The organism is Synechococcus sp. CBW1006, from assembly GCF_015840525.1.
Lineage (GTDB): Bacteria > Cyanobacteriota > Cyanobacteriia > PCC-6307 > Cyanobiaceae > CBW1002.
The window spans coordinates 837,507-856,824 of record NZ_CP060396.1; the positions used below are offsets into that span (position 1 = coordinate 837,507).

General features: G+C 62.6%; 17 protein-coding genes and 1 pseudogene. 9 read left to right on the forward strand and 9 right to left on the reverse strand.

What is annotated here, in order from left to right:
* The first annotated feature begins 157 nt into the window (after nucleotides 1–157).
* Together H8F26_RS03975 and H8F26_RS03980 are read left to right on the forward strand one after the other, a co-directional pair.
* The gene (locus H8F26_RS03975) at nucleotides 158–1,633 is read left to right on the forward strand and encodes a glycosyltransferase family 25 protein (protein ID WP_231605451.1); all 1,476 of its coding nucleotides are present in this window, start codon (nucleotides 158–160) and stop codon (nucleotides 1,631–1,633) included.
* Nucleotides 1,634–1,869: 236 nt separating this feature from the next.
* Nucleotides 1,870–3,018, forward strand: coding sequence for a hypothetical protein (locus H8F26_RS03980; protein WP_197157646.1), 1,149 nt, complete (start codon nucleotides 1,870–1,872; stop codon nucleotides 3,016–3,018).
* Nucleotides 3,019–3,129: 111 nt separating this feature from the next.
* Here the strand turns inward: H8F26_RS03980 and H8F26_RS03985 are convergent, their stop codons facing one another.
* From H8F26_RS03985 to H8F26_RS04000, 4 genes are all read right to left on the reverse strand, one after another.
* Complete coding sequence (locus tag H8F26_RS03985; protein WP_197157648.1) at nucleotides 3,130–3,996, reverse strand: polysaccharide pyruvyl transferase family protein; 867 nt, start codon at nucleotides 3,994–3,996, stop codon at nucleotides 3,130–3,132.
* Nucleotides 3,997–4,345: 349 nt separating this feature from the next.
* Entirely contained in the window at nucleotides 4,346–5,752 is a 1,407-nt protein-coding gene (gene dnaB / locus H8F26_RS03990; protein WP_197157650.1) for a replicative DNA helicase, read from the reverse strand.
* A 115-nt stretch (nucleotides 5,753–5,867) separates the two neighbouring features.
* Nucleotides 5,868–6,326, reverse strand: coding sequence for a 50S ribosomal protein L9 (gene rplI, locus H8F26_RS03995; protein ID WP_197157652.1), 459 nt, complete (start codon nucleotides 6,324–6,326; stop codon nucleotides 5,868–5,870).
* Between the two features lie 36 nt (nucleotides 6,327–6,362).
* Complete coding sequence (locus tag H8F26_RS04000) at nucleotides 6,363–7,388, reverse strand: fatty acid desaturase (RefSeq protein WP_197157654.1); 1,026 nt, start codon at nucleotides 7,386–7,388, stop codon at nucleotides 6,363–6,365.
* Between the two features lie 58 nt (nucleotides 7,389–7,446).
* On the opposite strand from H8F26_RS04000, the gene H8F26_RS04005 reads away from it, so the two are divergent.
* Nucleotides 7,447–8,256: a hypothetical protein gene (locus H8F26_RS04005; RefSeq protein ID WP_197157656.1), complete on the forward strand. Its 810-nt coding sequence runs from the start codon at nucleotides 7,447–7,449 to the stop codon at nucleotides 8,254–8,256.
* Between the two features lie 31 nt (nucleotides 8,257–8,287).
* On the opposite strand, the gene H8F26_RS04010 is transcribed toward H8F26_RS04005, so the two are convergent.
* A complete protein-coding gene (locus tag H8F26_RS04010) occupies nucleotides 8,288–9,187 on the reverse strand; it encodes a fatty acid desaturase (RefSeq protein ID WP_231598239.1) in 900 nt (299 codons plus the stop codon).
* Between the two features lie 208 nt (nucleotides 9,188–9,395).
* Between H8F26_RS04010 and H8F26_RS04015 the strand changes: the two genes are divergently transcribed.
* The 4 genes from H8F26_RS04015 (at nucleotide 9,396) to H8F26_RS04030 (ending at nucleotide 14,582) form a co-directional block, all read left to right on the forward strand.
* Nucleotides 9,396–10,676 (forward strand): methionine gamma-lyase family protein, encoded by a 1,281-nt coding sequence (locus H8F26_RS04015; RefSeq protein WP_197157658.1) that lies wholly within the window; start codon nucleotides 9,396–9,398, stop codon nucleotides 10,674–10,676.
* A 72-nt stretch (nucleotides 10,677–10,748) separates the two neighbouring features.
* On the forward strand, nucleotides 10,749–11,138 hold the full coding sequence (gene gcvH, locus H8F26_RS04020; protein ID WP_197157659.1) for a glycine cleavage system protein GcvH: 390 nt from the start codon (nucleotides 10,749–10,751) through the stop codon (nucleotides 11,136–11,138).
* Between the two features lie 116 nt (nucleotides 11,139–11,254).
* Nucleotides 11,255–14,212, forward strand: coding sequence for an aminomethyl-transferring glycine dehydrogenase (gene gcvP / locus H8F26_RS04025; RefSeq protein ID WP_231605577.1), 2,958 nt, complete (start codon nucleotides 11,255–11,257; stop codon nucleotides 14,210–14,212).
* Between the two features lie 172 nt (nucleotides 14,213–14,384).
* The gene (locus H8F26_RS04030; protein WP_231598237.1) at nucleotides 14,385–14,582 is read left to right on the forward strand and encodes a hypothetical protein; all 198 of its coding nucleotides are present in this window, start codon (nucleotides 14,385–14,387) and stop codon (nucleotides 14,580–14,582) included.
* A 117-nt stretch (nucleotides 14,583–14,699) separates the two neighbouring features.
* On the opposite strand, the gene H8F26_RS04035 is transcribed toward H8F26_RS04030, so the two are convergent.
* The 4 genes and pseudogenes from H8F26_RS04035 to H8F26_RS19815 form a co-directional block, all read right to left on the reverse strand.
* Complete coding sequence (locus tag H8F26_RS04035; protein WP_197157663.1) at nucleotides 14,700–14,915, reverse strand: hypothetical protein; 216 nt, start codon at nucleotides 14,913–14,915, stop codon at nucleotides 14,700–14,702.
* Nucleotides 14,916–15,157: 242 nt separating this feature from the next.
* Nucleotides 15,158–16,198 (reverse strand): annotated as a pseudogene (locus H8F26_RS04040) (IS5 family transposase); the annotation flags it as partial.
* A gap of 284 nt (nucleotides 16,199–16,482) precedes the next feature.
* Complete coding sequence (locus H8F26_RS04045) at nucleotides 16,483–17,718, reverse strand: IS256 family transposase (RefSeq protein WP_197154771.1); 1,236 nt, start codon at nucleotides 17,716–17,718, stop codon at nucleotides 16,483–16,485.
* A gap of 132 nt (nucleotides 17,719–17,850) precedes the next feature.
* A complete protein-coding gene (locus H8F26_RS19815; protein WP_255518591.1) occupies nucleotides 17,851–17,979 on the reverse strand; it encodes a hypothetical protein in 129 nt (42 codons plus the stop codon).
* A 252-nt stretch (nucleotides 17,980–18,231) separates the two neighbouring features.
* Between H8F26_RS19815 and H8F26_RS04050 the strand changes: the two genes are divergently transcribed.
* Nucleotides 18,232–18,975 carry an IS5 family transposase gene (locus H8F26_RS04050; protein WP_231605452.1) on the forward strand — a complete coding sequence of 248 codons (744 nt, stop codon included), beginning with the start codon at nucleotides 18,232–18,234 and terminating at the stop codon, nucleotides 18,973–18,975.
* Nucleotides 18,976–19,074: 99 nt separating this feature from the next.
* On the forward strand, nucleotides 19,075–19,266 hold the full coding sequence (locus tag H8F26_RS19200) for a transposase (RefSeq protein WP_231605579.1): 192 nt from the start codon (nucleotides 19,075–19,077) through the stop codon (nucleotides 19,264–19,266).
* Nucleotides 19,267–19,318: the final 52 nt, after the last annotated feature.

The window sequence follows — 19,318 nt, forward strand, 5'->3', positions numbered from 1 at the left end:
TGTCCAAGACCAGAACACATTATCGACGATTGTCAATCTCCAACCCTCCAATACATGCGCTAATCCCCTATCGATGGCAACCAGCCACGAATCACGTCGTCTACCAAAGTGACAGGTGAATCACTCTGCCTCGCAGCATCCAGTGCAGCTTCCACGCGTGAGTCTCTGCACGGTCACGCATGGTCCTGCCGGACTGCTGCCGCTCTTGCAGCAGCAGATCTTGACACAGACCTATCCTCACGAACTGCTGGAATGGGTGATCGTAGACAACAGCGACGACAGCACACAAGCTTTTCAGCCGGATCCCCACCAGGGTCTCACGATTCGCTATGAGCGCCTGAAGCAGAGGCTGCCGTTGGGCCAGGTGCGCAATCTCAGCCATGGATTCTGCAGCGGCGAGATCATCGTGGTGATGAACGATACTGATTATTACCCGACCGGCCGGGTGGCCCATGCGGTGCAACGGCTCAGCGGAGGCGATGGCTTGATGGCGGGCTGCAATCAGCTGCCAGTGCTGTTCCTGCCGGAGCGAGAGCTGTGGCTGGCTGGCCCGTTTGGCAACAACCAGGCTACGGCGGCCACCTGGGCCTTCAAGCGGGAACTATTGCTGCAAACGCGCTGCTCCGACAGTGTCACCTCCGGCGAGGAAAAAAGTTTCCTGAAGGACTTCACGCTACCACTGGTACTGCTAGATCCAGATCACACGATTCTTTGCATCTCTCACAATAATCATCGGCCTGATTTTCGAACGCTCAAAGCCGCTGGCGATACCGATCAGCTCCGACCCGTTGGCGCTGCACTGCAAGCCAATGTGATAAGACACCTGAGATCTATATTATCGCGCTACGAGCAAGCCATTGCCGGTGCCAATCGGGCTGACGGCGAAAGAAATACTCCCAAAGGCAAGCCTGTCTCTCCATGGCAGAGGCTAGGATTACAGCATGCTTGGTGCATTTCGATTGAAGGAAATTCTCAGCGCCAAGAGATCATCAATGCAAGACTTGCGCAGGCGGGGCTTGACTGCTTTTTCTTCAAAGCAATCACGCCTGAGACACTGCCACAAGTTAGCACTGACATGCCTGTATATAATCGCCCAGCTCAACTCGCGTGTCTGTCCAGTCATTTGATGCTGTTTAAACTTCTTGCCAACGAAAGCGGTCCAAACAACCAAGTCTTTCTTGTGCTTGAAGATGACGCCATTCTTCGTGATGACTTCAATTCGGCTGCTTTCCTCAAGCAACTTCCCGCGGACTGGGAGATCATTCAGCTTGGAACAAATAACCCAAGCTTCCTAACACGCCTGCTTGAGCTGGCTGACCATGACATCCCTTTCATCCGTTGGGAGCACGAATTCTGGGGGACCTATGGCTATCTAATCAAGAAGAAGATTGCTCGACGATTGGCCAATCGCTTTCTGCGCGACTCTACTTGTCTTGATCTAAAGAAGTTGTATCGGCCAACTCGGTGCGTTGCCGACTTTTTAATTTACGAAGAGGCGATAACTTACACGGCCTGTGATCCGGTCGTAAGCTTCGACTGCAAATTTTCCAGCACTGTCAATGATAGTGATGTCGTGGCCTCCGCAACGGCGCAAGCACACAAGATGACCTCTCAACGTTGGAGCAGTCACTGAGGACACTCTTCTATTCACGGCCAATAGTAATACAATGTGGCCATAAGCTCTCTGTGGTGACAGCAGAAGATCATCAACCGACTGGCATGGCAGCATATTGCACATAGCTAGTTTCGCAGCAGTTTCCATAGTGCTTGCGTAGCTGCCTATCGGCACAGCAGATTCAAGTCATTGGATTTCAGCCAATCACACTGATGCCAATCTCAAGATAGAATCCCGACAAATCAAGCTGGCCCATGTCAAAAAGTGTTCACCTATTTCTTGACGAAAGATCATCCGGCAATGTGCTGAGAAGAGATCTCACAATCGAGTGCTTCGATAACAACAGATCCATCTCAAGGGATTCCATCTACTACGAATTTTTCGGCCATTCTAAGTCGACTGCAAATTTAGACTTTGCAATAGTGGCCATTCTTTTTGCATCCATGAAGACCGGCAGAGACATTTATGTTCATGGAAGCGCAAGCCAATCCCTAATGCGTAATCTCGAAGAGTTTCAACATGTTTTTTGCTCATGGTTTCCCAATCTATATCAATGCGTGGATATCAATGCAGACCACATTGAAAAGAAAGTAGTGGTTGACACTGGCCAGTCAGCAGTTCTTCTCTTCTCAGGAGGGGTGGATAGCTGTTTCAGCCTCTTCAAGCACGTTAATCGATCCCCTGGAAAATATCACGTAAACATTGATGCTGCCGTTCTCGTTCATGGATTTGACATTCGTCTTGAGGCTCAGGCAGCTTTTGACCAAGCCGCCAAAAGTTGCCGCAAGATTCTTGCGGCAACAAATATTCCTCTCGTCTGCGTCAAGACCAACGCAAGGCTGGCGCTGCCCGACTGGGAGCAGAACTTTGCAGCCGCTTTCGCTGGTGTATTACATCAATTCAATGGCAGTCATTCCATAGGCATACTCAGCAGTGACGCGAGATACGACGCACTGACTCTGCCTTGGGGCTCTAATCCCATATCTGATCACATGCTTTCCAGTGATATCTTCTCCATCATGGCTGAAGGACATGCTTTTTCAAGAACCGAGAAAGTAATGCACATCTCAGAGACTTTGGAGTGTGTCAATAATCTGCGAGTCTGCTGGGAAGGGCCGCAGACAGGCGCGAACTGTTGCGTGTGCGAAAAGTGTATTCGGACCATCCTGAACTTTCGCGCAGCCGGCAAGCCCCTGCCCTCGGCTTTTGAGAAGGATATTACAGATGAGCAGATCATGAGGCTTGGAGATAAGCTGATGAACGTGGCAAAACTAAATGAACTAGTCAGTATTTACACTTTTGCAACGAAACATGAGATTGCAGGTACCTGGCTGGAGACACTGCAAAAAGTGATCAGCAAGCAGGTAGCGACAAGATCTCAGTCAAATCATTCATCCTTATGATGTCAGGAACGCCAAGACGAAACACAGGCTATCCAGAGCCAGATCGATCGTTTCCGAAGGGAGCTCCGCCTGAAGTGACCATCCCAGCATTACCGAAAATCCTGAAAGATCTCAACCTAGTCTAATATTCAAGCCGGGCCTATTTTTCAATGAGAATTCATACACGGCGCTAATCTTCTTGTAGCAGTTATCGTACAAATAAACCTCTTTGCCAAGCAGTGCTGCTGCGATGCCGACATGCAATCTATCCGTATGGATCACTGCAGCGGGCGCCAGCAGCGAGAGAAACCACGACACGCAATTAAATACCAAGGGAGCATCAAGATACGTCACTCCAAAGCCCCTGCTGGGGAATCCCTTAGGCCAAAGGTTTGATATGTCTATGCTATTTTTGCCTGCAAGCAAGGGATTGGCTACGGATTCGCAATCATTTCGCAGAATACAAAGTGACTGCCTTCTGCCTGCATTGCCATACAAGGCGTTAAAAGTTCTCGGCATTGCAAGACGAGGGTCTTCCATGTCCAAGGATAAACCAATATCATGGTCTATCTTGATCGTAAGATGCCGAGCATCTAGGCTCCGTAAATAGTGTTGCGTCGTGGCCTCTCTGGCAAATATCGTAAGATCCCCTTCATAGAGCTGAAGGACGCTGTCGACACCAAAGCAGCTATGAGGGAGCACACACAAACCCGCCTTTTGCCTTGACAAGCTTGCCAGCACCTTGGCGGCATCGGCATAGAAAGGAACGAGATTACCGCCGCCACCATAAATATAGTAATTACTCGGCTTATGCTGCATACCGCTCCTTGCAAGCGTGCATCGAATCCTGCGCTTCTCAAGTTGCTGTATTGTTGCGCATGCAATGACTGCGTCTCCAGAGTTTCCTGGATTCGGGAAGAAAATCAGGTCATACCCTTGGTCCTGTTTTGTCTTGATAAATTCAAAACAGTCTTCAATCTCTGATCTGTCGCTTGGCACCCCTTTGCTTTCATATAATTTACTCTTTGGCAGCTTACCACGATACCAGTCAATCCGAATACTCCTTGTCTGTGGGCTGTTGGCTTTCCGGCAAGCGCCGCTCCTAGCCTCTCAGATTCAGCTCAAGCCTTGACTACAGCTCCTGTGACGCAGGTGACCAGAATCATTACATAGAATTCGGGAAAATCTTGACGAGTCGAATCCGGCCTTTTCAGGGCCGCTTGATTGCCCCGCGACATGGCTCGATGACGACCTCGCTCCAAGGCGCGTCAACATCTCAGACCAGGGTGAATCTGGCGACCTGATTCGCAGCGGCACACCAGCAGACGCACCAGCACATGCAACTGAATCAGGCCGCCAGATTGCGGAAGCGGGTGAACTGCGGCTCGAACAGCAGCTTCACCGTTCCCACCGGCCCGTTGCGGTGCTTGGTCACAATCACTTCGGTGATGCCACGATCGGGCGTATCGGGGTTGTAGTACTCGTCGCGGTAGATCATCAGCACCAGGTCGGCGTCCTGCTCGATCGAGCCCGATTCCCGCAGATCGCTGAGCATCGGCCGCTTGTTGGTGCGAGACTCCACCCCACGGCTGAGCTGGGAGAGGGCCACCACCGGCACGTTGAGCTCGCGGGCCATCTGCTTGAGGCCGCGGGTGATACGGGAGAGTTCCTGGACACGGTTATCGGAACCCGATCCCTCCATCAGCTGGAGGTAGTCGATCACCACAAGACCCAGCTCCTTGCCGCTCTCGGCCATCAAACGGCGGCAGAGGGAACGCATCTCGAGCACGCCGGCATTGGGCTTGTCGTCGATGAAGATCGGCATCTGGCCCAGGGTGTTGATGCCCTGCCCCAAGAGCGGCCACTCCTCCTGCTGCAGGCGGCCGGTGCGCAGACGACCGCTCTCGATGCCCACCTCCATGGCCAGCAGCCGGTAGGTGAGCTGCTCCTTGCTCATCTCCAGCGAGAACACGCACACCGGCAAGTTGTGGAGCTGGGCCACGTTCTTGGCCAGATTCAGGGTGATGGCGGTCTTGCCCATGGCGGGGCGGCCGGCCACGATGATCAGGTCACTGCGCTGCAGCCCCTGGGTCATGGCGTCGAGGTCGTAGAAGTTGACCGGGATACCGGCCACGGCCGTGCCCAGGGAGCGGCTCTCGATCTCGTTGAAGGTGCTGGTGAGGATCTCGGCGGTGGGGGTGAGGCCGGCGCTGGGTTTCTGCTGGCTGATCGCGAAGATCTTCTGCTCAGCCTCATCGAGCACCTGCTCCATCGGCTTGCTCTGTTCGAAGCCGAGCCGGATCACCTCATTTCCCGACTTGATCAGCTGGCGGCGCAGGTACTTGTCCATCACCAGGCGTGCCACCTGGTCGATCGAGGCGGTGGAGAGGGTGCGCTCCACCAGCTCCACCAGCCGTCCGGTGCCGCCCACCTTCTCCAGGTGGCCTGTGTCCGCCAGCCAGGCCGCCATGGCGGTGAGGTCGGTGGGCTTGCCCTGGCTGTGCAGCATCAGGGCGGTGCGGTAGATCTCGCGATGGGCACCCAGGTAGAACGCCTCCGGCTGCACCACGTCGGCGATCCGGCCGATCGCATCGGGATCGAGCAAAATGCCGCCCAGAACGGCTTCCTCGGCCTCCAGGTTCTGGGGTGGCACCGAATCGGGCAGCGCCTCGAAGCTCGCCTCTGCGGCGGCCCGTGCGCGGCGGCGCGGGCCAGGATCGGCCGCATCGCTGGGAATCGGAGGCGCGCTCACCATCGGCGGCAATGGGAGGGTGTGACAACAGCACCGTAGACGGCCCACACCACAACGCCGTCAAGGCCCGAAGGCCCCGACGGCGTGACGTTGGCGGCAGCCATGGTCGCCGCAGCGATCAGTAGCTGACCACTTCGAGATTGAGCTCGGCGGTGACGTCGTGGTGGAGCTTCACCTGCACCTTGTAGGAGCCGGTGCGATGGATCTCGGGCACCAGGATGTGGCGGCGGTCCACCTCTTTCTTGGTGGCGGCTTCGATGGCCTCGGCCACATCGCCGTTGGTCACCGTGCCGAAGATCACATCGTCGTTGCCGGCCTGCTTCTTGATCGTGAAGCGGCCGATCGTGGCCAGGGCGGTGCGGAAGGCTTCCGCCTCGGCCTTGAGGGCGGCCTGGCGCTCGGCCTCCTTGGCCCGGCGGGCCTCCACCTGACGCATCACCGCGGGGGTCACGGGGATGGCCTTGCCGGTGGGAAGGAGGAAGTTACGGGCGTAGCCGGGGGCCACATCCACGAGATCGCCGTCCTTGCCCAGGCTGAGGACGTCCTCGTTCAGTACGACTTGTACGCGCTTGGCCATGGATTCGAAACCGACGCTCTGACGAAAACCGATTGCTCAACCTACGCTACCGACCGCACCCCGCTCCTGGGCATCCGCCAGGGTGGGGCCGCCGAGGGCCGCCTTGGGCAGCCGCACCTTGGTGGCCAGGCCCAGGGCCCGCATCAGGCGGATGTGCTCCCATGTGAGATCGATCTGACCGGGCTCCAGACCCTGGCGGGCCGAATGGGGGAAGGCATGGTGGTTGTTGTGCCAGCCCTCGCCGAAGGTGAGCGCCGCCACCCAGGGGTTGTTGCGGGAGGCATCGCCGCTGGCATGGCTGACGCGACCCCAGCAATGGGTGGCGGAATTGACCAGCCAGGTGGCGTGATAGACGAGCACCAGGCGCAGGGGGATGCCCCAGAGCACCAGGGCCCAGCCGCCGGCACCGGTGACGGTGCCGATCCAGAACAGCAGGCCGCCCAGGGGGAGCTGCAGGGCCAGGAACCAGTTGTTCAGCCAGCGGTAGTAGGGATCAGCGGCGAGATCACCCGTGAGCCGAGGCACGGCTCCCATGGCCGGGATCTCCTTGAACATCCAGCCCATGTGGCTCCACCAGAAGCCACGGTGGCTGTTGTGATGATCCGCATCCGTATCGGAAAACTTGTGATGGTGACGGTGCAGACCCGCCCAGTCGATCGGGCCGTGCTGGCAGCTGAGGGCGCCACAGGTGGCGAAGAAGCGCTCCAGCCACTGGGGCACGCGGAAGGCCCGATGGCTGAGCAGCCGGTGGTAGCCGATCGTCACGCCCAGGCAGGCGGTGACCCAATAGAGAACCACCAGCGAGGCCACGGCGGGCACGCTCCAGAAGCGAGGCAACAGGGCCACCAGGGCCAGAACGTGGATCGTCGCCATGAAGCCGATGGTGACCCAGCTGCGGCCACTCGGAATTTCCGGGGTGGGCTCACCGCGGCGGGGGCGACGCAGCCGGGCGGAGCGCTGCAGGGCATCCACCGCGGCGACGGACGCCGCCTGGTGGCTGCGCAGACCGGCAGCAGAGGCGGCAGCCGCGGCGACCGGAGAACGTGTAGCTGTGGCGGTCATAACGGACCGGCTCCTGATCAATCGATAAGATGGTAGCAATACGGATCCTGATCAGCAAGTGGGCTATCGAGACAAGCTCGGTGCGGGCCGCGCCGCCTTCGCCCATCTGATCAAGGTGTGGCATGAGCGCAACGACTGGAGTCACCGCGTCTTGCCGGGCCTGGCCGAGGCCCTCGATCTGGGCAAGGTGCACAACTCTCAGATCTCGATGCTGCGCAACGGCAAGCTCGCCTCCCCCGGGCCGGAGGTGTTTCTCGCCCTCGGCAGCGTCAACCAGTGGCTGGCGGCCCAGCCACCCGGGCAACCGCTCACCGCCGAACTGCGCCAGTTGCTGCTGGACACCCCCGAAGCCCTGGAAGCGCTGGCGGTGTCCGCCCAGCCCGTGACCGATCCCCACGGCGGTGTGCTTGGCCCCGGGGAGCTGCTGGAGGTGTTCGTGGGCGTGCGCCAGCCGCCGCCGGCCTTTGACCTGCGGATCGCCGATGCCGAGGCCGCCGGCCTCAGTGCCGCCCTGGCAGGGCTGTTCACCGCTGGCCAGCCGTGGCGGCAGTGCCGCACGCTGCTCCTGGAGGCCTATCCGGTGGCCCGTCGCCAGCGGCGCGAACGCTTCGCGGAGGTGATGGCCGGCCAGAGCGATTACAACGCCAGCGAACTGGATGCCGAACTGCCCGATCTGCGTCGCACCCTGGCGGCGCTGGGGGTGGCGGGAGAGCAGGAGCTGAGCGCCGATCAGTTCCTGGAGCTCCTGCGCGACAGGGCCCGGCAGCAACGGCTCGGAATGAACGGCCATTCCCTCGACCTGGCGGCGGCGATCCGGAGGGAACTTGGGGCGATGCCAGGGCCGCAGAGAGGATCAGGCGAAGCCTGAAGGAACAGGCAGCGCGGCGGCAGCTGAGGCTTCAGGCCCGGTAGTGGGCCACACGGACGCGTCGCGCCCAGCCGAAGGCCCGCAGCAACTTGATGTGCTGCCAGGTGATGTCGAACTCGAACCAGCGCAGGCCGTGGCGCGCGGAGTGGGGATGGGCATGGTGGTTGTTGTGCCAGCCCTCGCCGAAGCTGAGCAACGCCACCCACCAGCAGTTGCGCGACAGATCCGGGCAATCGAAGTTGCGATAGCCGAAGGCATGGGTGGCCGAGTTCACCAACCAGGTGACGTGGTACACGAGAACCAGGCGCAGCGGAATCGCCCAGAGCACCAGGCCCAGGCCACCGCCCCGCACGCCGGCCCTTTCGCCATACCAATACAGAGCCGCCCCGAGGGGCAGTTGCAGCAGCAGGAACCAGCGGTCGAGCCAGCGGTAGAAGGGATCGCGCTGCAGGTCACCGGTGAAGCGGGCCACGTGCTGCACCGCCGGAATCTCGTGCAGCATCCATTCGCTATGGGCCCACCAGAGGCCGCGGGCGGCGTCGTGGTGGTCGTTGGGCTGGTCGGAGAATTTGTGGTGATGGCGATGCAGACCCACCCATTCGATCGGGCCGCTCTGGCAGGCGAGGGTGCCCATCAGCACCAGGGTGCGCTCCAGCCAGAGGGGCGCCACAAAGCTGCGGTGCGCCACCAGGCGATGCAGACCCAGGGTGACGCCAAGAACCGTGACCCAGTAGAGCAAGGCCAGCGCCGCCAGCCCCTGCCAGCTCCAGAACTGCGGCAGCAACGCAAACACGGCCCCCACATGGATGGCCAGCATGAAACCGGTGGTGCCGAGCTTGAACTTGCGTTGCCGCGGCGGCAGCGGCAGGCGCCGTGCCGCCAGGGCGGCACGGATGCGGGCCTCCTTGCGCTCGCGATGGGCGGTGCTGATGGCTTCAGCCCCGTCAGCGGGATCAACACTGTGAACCAGTACGGGCTCACCGGATCGCGGCGCGTTGGGCACTGAACTCAATGCTTCTGGACTGGAAACCAAGGAACTCTCCGGATGTCTCGTGCCTTGGCTTCTCCGTTTTGTAGCCAATGCAGCCAAAGAAATCTAACCGGCGGCAGCATGGGGCCTGCCGATGCACCGTTCGCCGATGGGCCTGCCCGCCGCCAAGCCCAGCGCTGCCCAGCGGGACTGGGCCCGGCAGCGGGTGGAGACCGCCCTGCAGCGGATCGCCCCCCAGGTGGCGGCCCGCACGGCTGGGGTGCGTCCCCGCCTCGAGCGGGTGCTGGAGGCCTTTGCGGCGGAAGGACTGGGGGTGCAGCACTTCGCCTCGGTGAGCGGCTATGGCCACGGCGATCTGGGCCGGGAAGTGCTGGATCGGGTCTTCGCCCGGGTGCTGCAGGCGGAGGCGGCCGCGGTGCGGCTGCAGTTCGTGAGCGGCACCCACGCCATCGCTGCGGCCCTGTTCGGCGTGCTGCGCCCTGGTGATCGACTGCTGGCCCTCACCGGCCGCCCCTACGACACCCTCGAGGAGGTGATCGGCATCCGCGGCAGCGGCCAGGGATCGCTGGCCGAGTTCGGCATCACCTACGACGAACTCGCCCTCACCCCGAATGGACGGGTGGACACCGATCGGCTGGCGGAGGCCCTGGCCCTGCCCACCCGCATGGTGCTGATCCAGCGCAGCTGCGGCTACAGCTGGCGGCCTTCGCTGGACGTGGCGGAGATCGGCCGGCTCTGCGAACGGGTCAAGGCCCTCCAGAGCGGCGTGGTGTGCTTCGTGGACAACTGCTACGGCGAGCTGGTGCAGGAGCAGGAGCCAACGGCGGTGGGAGCGGATCTGATCGCCGGCTCCCTGATCAAGAACCTGGGCGGCACCATCGCCCCCAGCGGCGGCTACGTGGCCGGCCGCGCCGATCTGGTGGAGCAGGCCTGCTGCCGCCTCACAGCGCCGGGCATCGGCAGCGAGGGCGGCAGCGGCTTCGACCTGCACCGTCTGCTCTTCCAGGGCCTGTTCCTGGCCCCGCAGATGGTGGGCGAGGCGCTGATCGGCGCCGATCTGGTGGCCACCGTGTTCGCCGAACTGGGCTATGCCACCAACCCCGGCCCCGGAGCCAGCCGCAGCGACATCATTCAGGCGGTGCGGCTGGGGAATCCCGATCGGCTGCGGCAGATCTGCCGCGCTTTCCAGGCCGCCTCGCCGGTGGGGGCCTATCTCGATCCGGTACCGGCGCCGATGCCCGGCTACGCCAGCGAACTGGTGATGGCCGGCGGCACCTTCATCGACGGCAGCACCAGTGAGTTTTCCGCCGATGCGCCCCTGCGGGAGCCCTACGTGCTGTACACCCAGGGCGGCACCCACCACGCCCACGTGGCCATCGCCCTGGAGCGGGCCCTGGCGGCCCTGAAGGCGAACGACCTGATTCCCTAGGAACCAACCGGCGCCAGCACCGGCGGGCGCTGCCCTCCTCCAGACTGAGCCTGCACAGCCCCGCCTCCGGCCATGGCACTCCACTTCCCCGACGACTGCCGCTACGCCGACAGCCACGAATACGTGCGCGGCGAAGGCGACCAGCTGCGGCTTGGACTGAGCGCCTTCGCCATCGACCAACTCGGCGACATCGTCTTCGTGGAGCTGCCCGAGGTGGGGGCATCCCTGAAGCGGGGCGAGAGCTTCGGCAGCGTCGAATCGGTCAAGGCGGTGGAAGATCTGATGGCGCCGATCAGCGGTGTGGTGGAGGCGCGCAACGAGGCAGTGCTGGCCAGCCCGGAGGAACTGCAGAACGATCCCTACGGAGAGGGCTGGCTGCTGGTGGTGCGTCCCTCCGATCGCGGTGAGCTGGACGCCCTGCTGGAAGCCCCCAGCTACCGGGCCAAGGTGGAAGGCGCCTGAGCCTGCAAGGGAGCTGGCGAGCCTCCCTAGGATCCCGCCCGACCTTGGGCGCAGCTGCGGTGAGCACGGACTTCCTGGAGCGTCATCTCGGTCCGGGGCCCTGGGAGCAACAGCGCATGCTCGAGGAGCTCGGCCTGCCGAGCCTGGACGCGCTGACGGCCTCCGTGGTGCCGGCCGACATCCTGCTGCCGGAGGCGGAGGCCTCCGAAGGCCTGCCGACCGGCTGCGGCGAAGCCGAGGCCCTGAAGGAGTTGGCAACGATCGCCGCGGCCAATCAGATGCATCGCAGCCTGATCGGCCTGGGGTATCACGGCACGGCCACGCCGGCTCTGATCCAGCGTCACGTGCTGGAGAACCCCTGCTGGTACACCGCCTACACCCCGTATCAGGCGGAGATCGCCCAGGGCCGCCTCGAAGCCCTGCTCAACTTCCAGACCCTGGTGAGCGAGCTCACCGGGCTGCCGATCGCCAACGCCTCGCTGCTGGATGAGGCCACCGCCGCCGCCGAGGCGATGGCCCTGGCGCTGGCGGTCTGCAAGCGACCGGAGGCCCACCGCTTCCTGGTGGACCGGGCCGTGCTGCCCCAGACCCTTGCGGTGCTGCAGACGCGGGCCGAACCGCTCGGCATCCGCCTGGAGCTGATCGACGCGGCAGGCTGGCGGGGTGACGGGTCATCAGCGCTCGCAGCTGATCTCTTCTCCGCCGATCTCTTCGCAGCCGATGTCTTCGGCCTGGTGCTGCAGCTGCCCGGCAGCGACGGCCGCCTCTGGGACCCCACGGCCCTGCTGGCCGCCGCCCGGGCGGCGGGGGTGATCAGCACCGTGGCGATCGATCCGCTGGCCCAGGTGCTGCTGGAGCCGGTCGGCGACCTGGGGGCGGACATCGCCGTGGGCAGCCTGCAGCGCTTCGGTGTTCCGATGATGGGCGGCGGCCCCCACGCCGCTTTCTTCGCCACCCGCGACGCCTACAAACGCCAGATTCCCGGCCGGTTGGTGGGACAGTCGCTCGATGCGGAGGGCCGGCCGGCCCTGCGGCTGGCGCTGCAGACCCGTGAGCAGCACATCCGCCGCGACAAGGCCACCAGCAACATCTGCACCGCTCAGGTGCTGCTGGCGGTGATGGCCAGCTTCTACGCCGTGCACCACGGCCCCGAAGGGCTCACCGCGATCGCCCGGCGGATCGTGACGCTGCGGGCCCGCTTAGCCGCGGGCCTGGGCGCGATCGGCCTGCCGCCGGAACCCGGCACCGGCTTCGACACCCTGGTGGTGCACAGTCCCGACGCCGACGCCCTGATGGCTCGGGCGGCCGGAGCCGGCTTCAACCTGCGGGCCGGCATCGACGGCAGCGGTGTGGCGTCAGGGGCCGCGCCGACAGGAGCCATGCCAGCCGTGGCCATCAGCCTCGATGAGCTCAGCAGCGAGGCTGAAGTCGAGCGCCTGCTGGCCGCCCTGGCCGATCCGGATGCGGCCGCCACACCAGCCATGCCGGCGGAGGCCTTCGCCACCAAGCCAGGCCAGGCCACGGCCAGCCCCGGCACAACCGGCAACCCTGAGCCCCCTGCGCTCGCCAGCCTGCTGCCGGATCTGCCCCTGCGCCACCGCCCCTGGCTGACCCAGGAGGTGTTCCACTGCTACCGCAGCGAAACGGAGTTGCTCCGCTACATCCAGCGCCTCGCCAGCAAGGATCTCTCCCTGGTGCACGGCATGATCCCGCTGGGCAGCTGCACCATGAAGCTGAACGCCGCGGCGGAACTGGCGCCGGTCAGCTGGCCCGCCTTCAGCCAGCTCCATCCGTTCGCACCGGCCGAGCAGCTGGCCGGCAGCCGCCGGCTAGTGGACGACCTGGCGCGCTGGCTGGCGGCGATCACGGGCTTCGCCGGGGTGTCGCTGCAGCCCAATGCCGGCTCCCAGGGGGAATACGCCGGACTGCTGGTGATCCGGGCCTGGCATGCCAGCCGCGGCGAGCAGCACCGCAACGTCTGCCTGATTCCCACCAGCGCCCACGGCACCAACCCGGCCAGTGCGGTGATGGCGGGTCTGCGGGTGGTGGCCGTCGCCTGCGACTCCGACGGCAATATCGACCTCACCGACCTGGAGGCCAAGGCCTCGGCCCACGCCGGCGAGCTGGCGGCCCTGATGGTCACCTATCCCTCCACCCACGGTGTGTTCGAGACCGGCATCCGCCGCATCTGTGACCTGGTGCATGAGCACGGCGGCCAGGTCTATCTCGACGGCGCCAACCTCAACGCCCAGGTGGGGCTGTGCAAGCCGGGGCTCTACGGCGCCGACGTCTGCCACCTCAACCTCCACAAGACCTTCTGCATTCCCCATGGCGGCGGTGGACCCGGCGTGGGCCCGATCGGCGTGGCCGCCCATCTGGTGCCGTTTCTGCCCGGCCATCCCCTGGCGGCCTGCGGCGGCACAGCGGCGATCGGCCCGGTGAGCGCCGCCCCCTGGGGCAGCGCCGGCATCCTGCCGATCAGCTGGATGTACATCCGGATGATGGGGGGAGCCGGCCTGCGCCGCGCCAGCCAGGTGGCCCTGCTGGCGGCGAACCTGATCGCCGAGCGACTGGATGCCCATTTCCCGGTGCTCTACCGCGGTGCCAACGGCCGCGTCGCCCATGAATGCATCCTCGACCTGCGGCCACTGAAACGCTCGATCGGGCTGGAGGTCGACGACCTGGCCAAGCGGCTGATGGACTACGGCTTCCATGCCCCCACCGTGAGCTGGCCCGTGGCCGGCACGGTGATGGTGGAGCCCACCGAAAGCGAGGCGCTGGCGGAGATCGACCGCTTCTGCGCCGCCATGGTGGCGATCCGCGCCGAGGCGGCCGCGATCGAGAGCGGCGACGCCGACCGGCTCGACAACCCGCTCAAGCGGGCGCCCCACACCCTGGCCGTGGTGACCGCCGACAGCTGGGAGCGGCCCTACAGCCGCAGCCAGGCGGCCTTTCCGGCCGGCCCCCAGCAACGGGAGAACAAGTTCTGGCCGGCTGTCTCCCGGATCGACAATGCCTACGGCGATCGCCATCTGGTGTGCACCTGCCCGACAGTTGAGGAACTGGCCTCCTGATCGTTCGAGGGGTTACATCTTTTGGCGTAATAGCGCATCATTGCGTCGTTTCGGGGCCAGTTCCATGGGTAGCGGAGGCAACAGCGAAGACGGCTGGGGGACTCAGACCAACTCAGGGCGCTCGCTGCGCGCCCTGAACCGCCCTGAGTCCGAGGCGGTGCCGGGCCCCTCCCTGCCCCCTCTCCCCAGCATCAACCGCAGCAGCGGCAGCGAAGCCACCACCCGCAGCGATGGCACCAACGTGGTGCGGGTTCCCTTCGGTGTGCGCCAACCCCGCCGTCTCCGGCCGACTCGGCCCGATCACTGGGCCACCCTGGTCCTGCCGTTCCAGGTCGGGGGCTCCACCCCTCCACCCCCTCAGGCCGCCTGAGGGCGAGGACAAGACACGATCCATCCCGCCCTGAGACCTGGCACGAACCAGCTCAGGTCGGGAAATTGCGCAGGAAACTTGCGCAGGACTGATGGGCGGCTCGCCTGCTGAGCCGGCTCAGGCTGCGAAGCCCTGATCAGCAGCCAGGCTCTGATCCAGGAGGCGCCCGTCGATCTCTGCCTTCAGCTGATCGAGTGACGCGGCAGGAAACCGGAAGGGAAGAACCACCATCGGGCTGCGCTCAGGACGCACCAGCCAACCGGCTGGAACCATCGGAATCAGCACGAATCCTCGATAGCGCACCACCACGTTGTCCCGGATGACTGGAGCCATTGACGACAGCACTGATGCGGCGGAGCGGCCTCGGAGTTGCCACTCCGCGCACACACAACGCCCTAAGAGTTTGCTGAAAAACCAACCCACGAGCCAGTTTTCCACAGGCATCAGTGGATTTCCGGCTCAAAAAGACGGATCGGCGGCTATCAGAGCCGCAAACAGCCCGATTTCGGCATCGTTGGCCTCTCTGCAAGGCATTGGTTGAGGCCTATTGGGCACACCTCTGGACAACGGGCTGTTCATGCCGCCTCCATCGCGGGCTTGAGCAGGTTGCCCAGGCGGATCAGGTTGTAGGCGATCACATGCAGGCCAAACACGGCGCCGACCTTCTCGGTACCGCGCAGTTTGAACTGGCGCAGCCCTCCGAACGCCTTGATCCAACCAAACACCTTTTCGATCCCCCGGCGGGCGTTGATCGATTTGGAGTAGCCCACGTGACGGGTGGTGCGGCCATCAATGGCTGAGCCACCGCTGCGGGCCGTGTTCTGGGCCACGTGGGGCGTGACACCGATCCGCCGCATCTCAGCGACAAACCCTTTGGTGTCGTAGTTCTTGTCGGCGCCGACGGTCTTCTGGTGGGCACCGGTGAGGTCTGCTGCCATCTCTTTGGCGGCATCCCGCTCACCGGTGCCCGTGGCCTGGGTGACGCGGCAATCGACGATCAGGTCGTGGCGGTTGTCCATGAGGACATGGCCCCGATAGCTCAGCTGCGCTGGATGGGCATTCGATTTCCGGGCCAGCCGTGCCTCAGGATCGGTGCTGGAGCGGTGGGTCTCGTTGCTGAGCTTGATGCCGCGAAAGTCCCCTTTGGCGCGCTTCTTTCCCTCTTTGGGAGCACCGAATCCTTCGCCAGGACCTGTGGGCGGAGGCGGAGGATCCTCCTGGCCATCGATCCGCTCCAAGGAAGCGTGTGACGCCCAGGCCTGGAGCAACGTGCCGTCCACCGAAAAGTGCTCGTCACTGAGCAGCGGTTTGACCTCGGGTGCTCCCATCAGCTTCTCCAGGAACAGCCCCATGACGTCGTCAGTGAGGAGCCGATCACGATTCTTGGTGAATGTGGTCGGATGCCAGATCGCATCGTCAGGGCTCAAGCCCACAAACCAGCGGAACAGCAGGTTGTAGTGGACCTGCTCCAGCAGCAGCCTCTCGGAGCGGATGCCGTAGAACGCCTGCAACAACGAGGCCAGCAGCAGCTGCTCTGGCGGCACCGATGGTCTCCCTTCTGAGGCATACAACCTGCAGAAGGTGGGATTGAGTCGATCGAGGGCCTGATCCGCCAGGGCCGCGTCCCTTGGCGTGGTGTAAATCCCGAGGCCCGATTGCCCTGGACTGAGGGAGAACAGGGGTGAATGACGGGCTGTCATTCTCGAGGCGCATGTGCACCTCGTTATTTCACGATGAATCCAGACGATTGACTTGTCAAGTCTTTCGTCTGGATTGCCGATCGGTTGTGGGCTACACCTGCAATCTTGGTCGTGACGTCTGCGGTGCCGGCCCCCGGGCGGTGATCGCCGCCGCTGCGCCCTGTGGGGGCGCTACGGCGCGATCTCCTGGGGCCTGAGGCTCAGGCCGCTGCTTCTTGCAAGGAAGGCTGCGTGGGCAGCTCCGCCAGTGAGGGGATGGCGGCCATGCTCTCGGCGGAGAACATGCGCCGGCCCTCCAGCTGCCAGTGCTCGTCCTGCTCCAGCAGCACAGCCCCCACCAAGCGGGTGATCGAGGCGTCATTCGGGAAGATGCCAACCACCCGAGTGCGGCGTTTGATCTCCTCATTGAGGCGCTCGAGCAGGTTGGTGCTCCAAGTCTTTTTCCAGTGTTGAGGCGGGAAGTGACGGAAGGCGAGCACGTCTTCCCGGGCGTGCAGCATGAGCTCAGCAGCCTTGGGGAAGCGATCCACCAGTGAGCTGGCCAGATCGTCCCAGCGGGCCTCGATTTCGTCCGTTTTCTCCTGGGCGAACACTGAGCGCAAGGCAGCGGTGACCATGCCTTGGTGGGCCTTGGGCACCCGTTGGAGCAGGTTTCTGGCGAAATGGACCCTGCAGCGCTGCCAGCAGCTGCCCTGCAGCATCCGCCGGATCGCCTTGGTGAGGCCCACGTGCGCGTCGCTGATCACGAGCTTGACCCCAGTGAGGCCGCGCTCCTTGAGCGAGCCAATGAACTCGCTCCAGAAGCTCTCGGTTTCGCTGTCGCCCACCTTGATGCCGAGCAGCTCGCGGCGACCATCGGCATTGACGCCCATGGCCACCACCACAGCCCTGGAGCAGACCTGCATCGCCTTGCCGAGACGCCCGTGGAGATAGGTGGCATCGAGGTACAGGTAGGCGTAGCCGGTGGCCTCAAGGGGGCGGTTCAGGAAGGCCTGCACCTGGATGTCGATGTCAGCGCAGATGCGGCTCACCTGAGATTTGGAGATGCCGCTCTGGACTCCCAGGGCGGCCACCAGGGCGTCGACCTTGCGCGTTGAGATGCCGCCGACATAGGCCTCCATCACCACGCCGTAGAGGGCCTGGTCCACACGGCGGCGCGGCTCCAGGATCGAGGGCAGGTGGCTGCCGGAGCGCAGTTTGGGGATGCGGAGATCGATGTCCCCCACCTGGGTGGCCAGGGTGCGCGGCCGGTAGCCGTTGCGGTAGCCGAGCCGCTCCTCGCTGCGCTCATGGCGCTCTGCGCCGAGCACGGCAGCGACCTCCAGCTCGATCAGCTGCTGCAGGCCGTGGCGCACCAGCTCGGGGATCAGCTCACCGGCGCTGCTGCCATCCAGTAGCGGCGCCAGCTCAATTGCGGCACGATTGGACGTGGGCATGGTTCGTCTGGTTGAGGTAGTGCTCAAACCAGGGTCACGGGCCTGCCCACCCCTTGCAACGCTGGCCGCTGAGCGGAACGTCTGAGGTGCGCGCTCAACCCCGGCTACGCCGGGGTTGAGGTCCCCAGGGATTTACACCAACACAGGGGACGCAAGCTCCGCCAGCTTGCGAATCCGCCTGAGTGGATGGCTGGTCGGGATCCGCTCCTCGATCGAGACGTAGGAGAACAAGGAGCCGCTGCGCTCCTGCTGACCTCGCATCAAACCTGGGGCAGTTGCCCTATTTTCGCAGAGGCGGCGGGGTTTTTCAGCAAACTCCTAAAGAGCGTTACAACGCCATCGTGAAGCAACAACCGCCTGTGCATTGGTCGCGGATGTATCGGATTACGGGTCAAGCACGTCGCATTGGGATGAAGAAATCAGAAGCACTATTGGGCACCTCGATAAATCAACAAGCCAATGCAATATGCCTAATCTGAGCTAATATTAGATTGATGACATTCTAATTCTGCAGTGGGTCAGAGAGGCTTCTGGGACGAACAGCAAAGAGTCGCAAAGCTCAAGGAGAAGAAGCCGGTTCTTCAGCGACTTTCTGAATCGATCCCTTGGGATTCATTCCGCCCACTGCTTGACAAGGGCTATGTCCATGAGCGCAAGACTAATGCAGGGCGCAAGAGGATTGATCCGCTGATCCTTTTCAAGATGCTCGTTCTCCAGCAGCTTTTCAACCTCAGCGATGAAGAGCTTGAATTTCAGGTGAATGACAGGCGCTCCTTTGAGGAGTTTGTCGGGCTTGGTGTGATGAACAGCATTCCTGATGCCACCACAGTCGCCTTCTTCAGAGAGCGACTGCGCAAGGCGGAAGTTATCGAGGAGCTCTTCGAGATGTTTGAGGCATACCTCCGCTCCCAGGGCCTCCAAGCCCGCGGTGGCCAGATCATCGATGCAACTCTTGTTCCGGTTCCCAAGCAACGCAATACCCGCGAGGAGAACAAAGAAATCAAAGCCGGGAGGCTGCCGGAGGGCTGGGATGAAAACCCAGATCGCTTGCAGCAGAAGGATTTAGATGCTCGCTGGACAAAAAAGAACGGCATCAGTTACTACGGTTACAAGAACAGCATCTGTATCGATGTTGACCATGGATTCATCCGCCGATATGCTGTCACTCCTGCCAACATTCACGACAGCCAGTTGCTCCCACGCTTGCTGGATCCAGAAAACGAACATGACTTTGTTTGGGCAGACTCAGCGTATTGAGGTGAATGCTTTGAGGATCTTCTGAGTCTAGGTGGCTTCGAAAGCCTGATCCATGAAAAAGGTGCTCGCAATCATCCTCTCAGCGACAAAGCCAAGGAACTGAATCGTGTCAAGTCGTCAATCAGAGCTTGTGTGGAGCATGTCTTCGGCTGCATGACTATGTCCATGGGTGGAAAACTGACAAGAAAAATTGGGCTAGAAAGGAATGATGCTTGGTGGGGCCTCAAGAACCTGACCTTCAACTTCCTTCGTTATCTCCAGCGCTCTTCCCATATAGCAACTGTTGCATGAATCTCCCAGAGAAGCTCCCATAGTTCAGGAGATCTCGTCAATAGACGATATA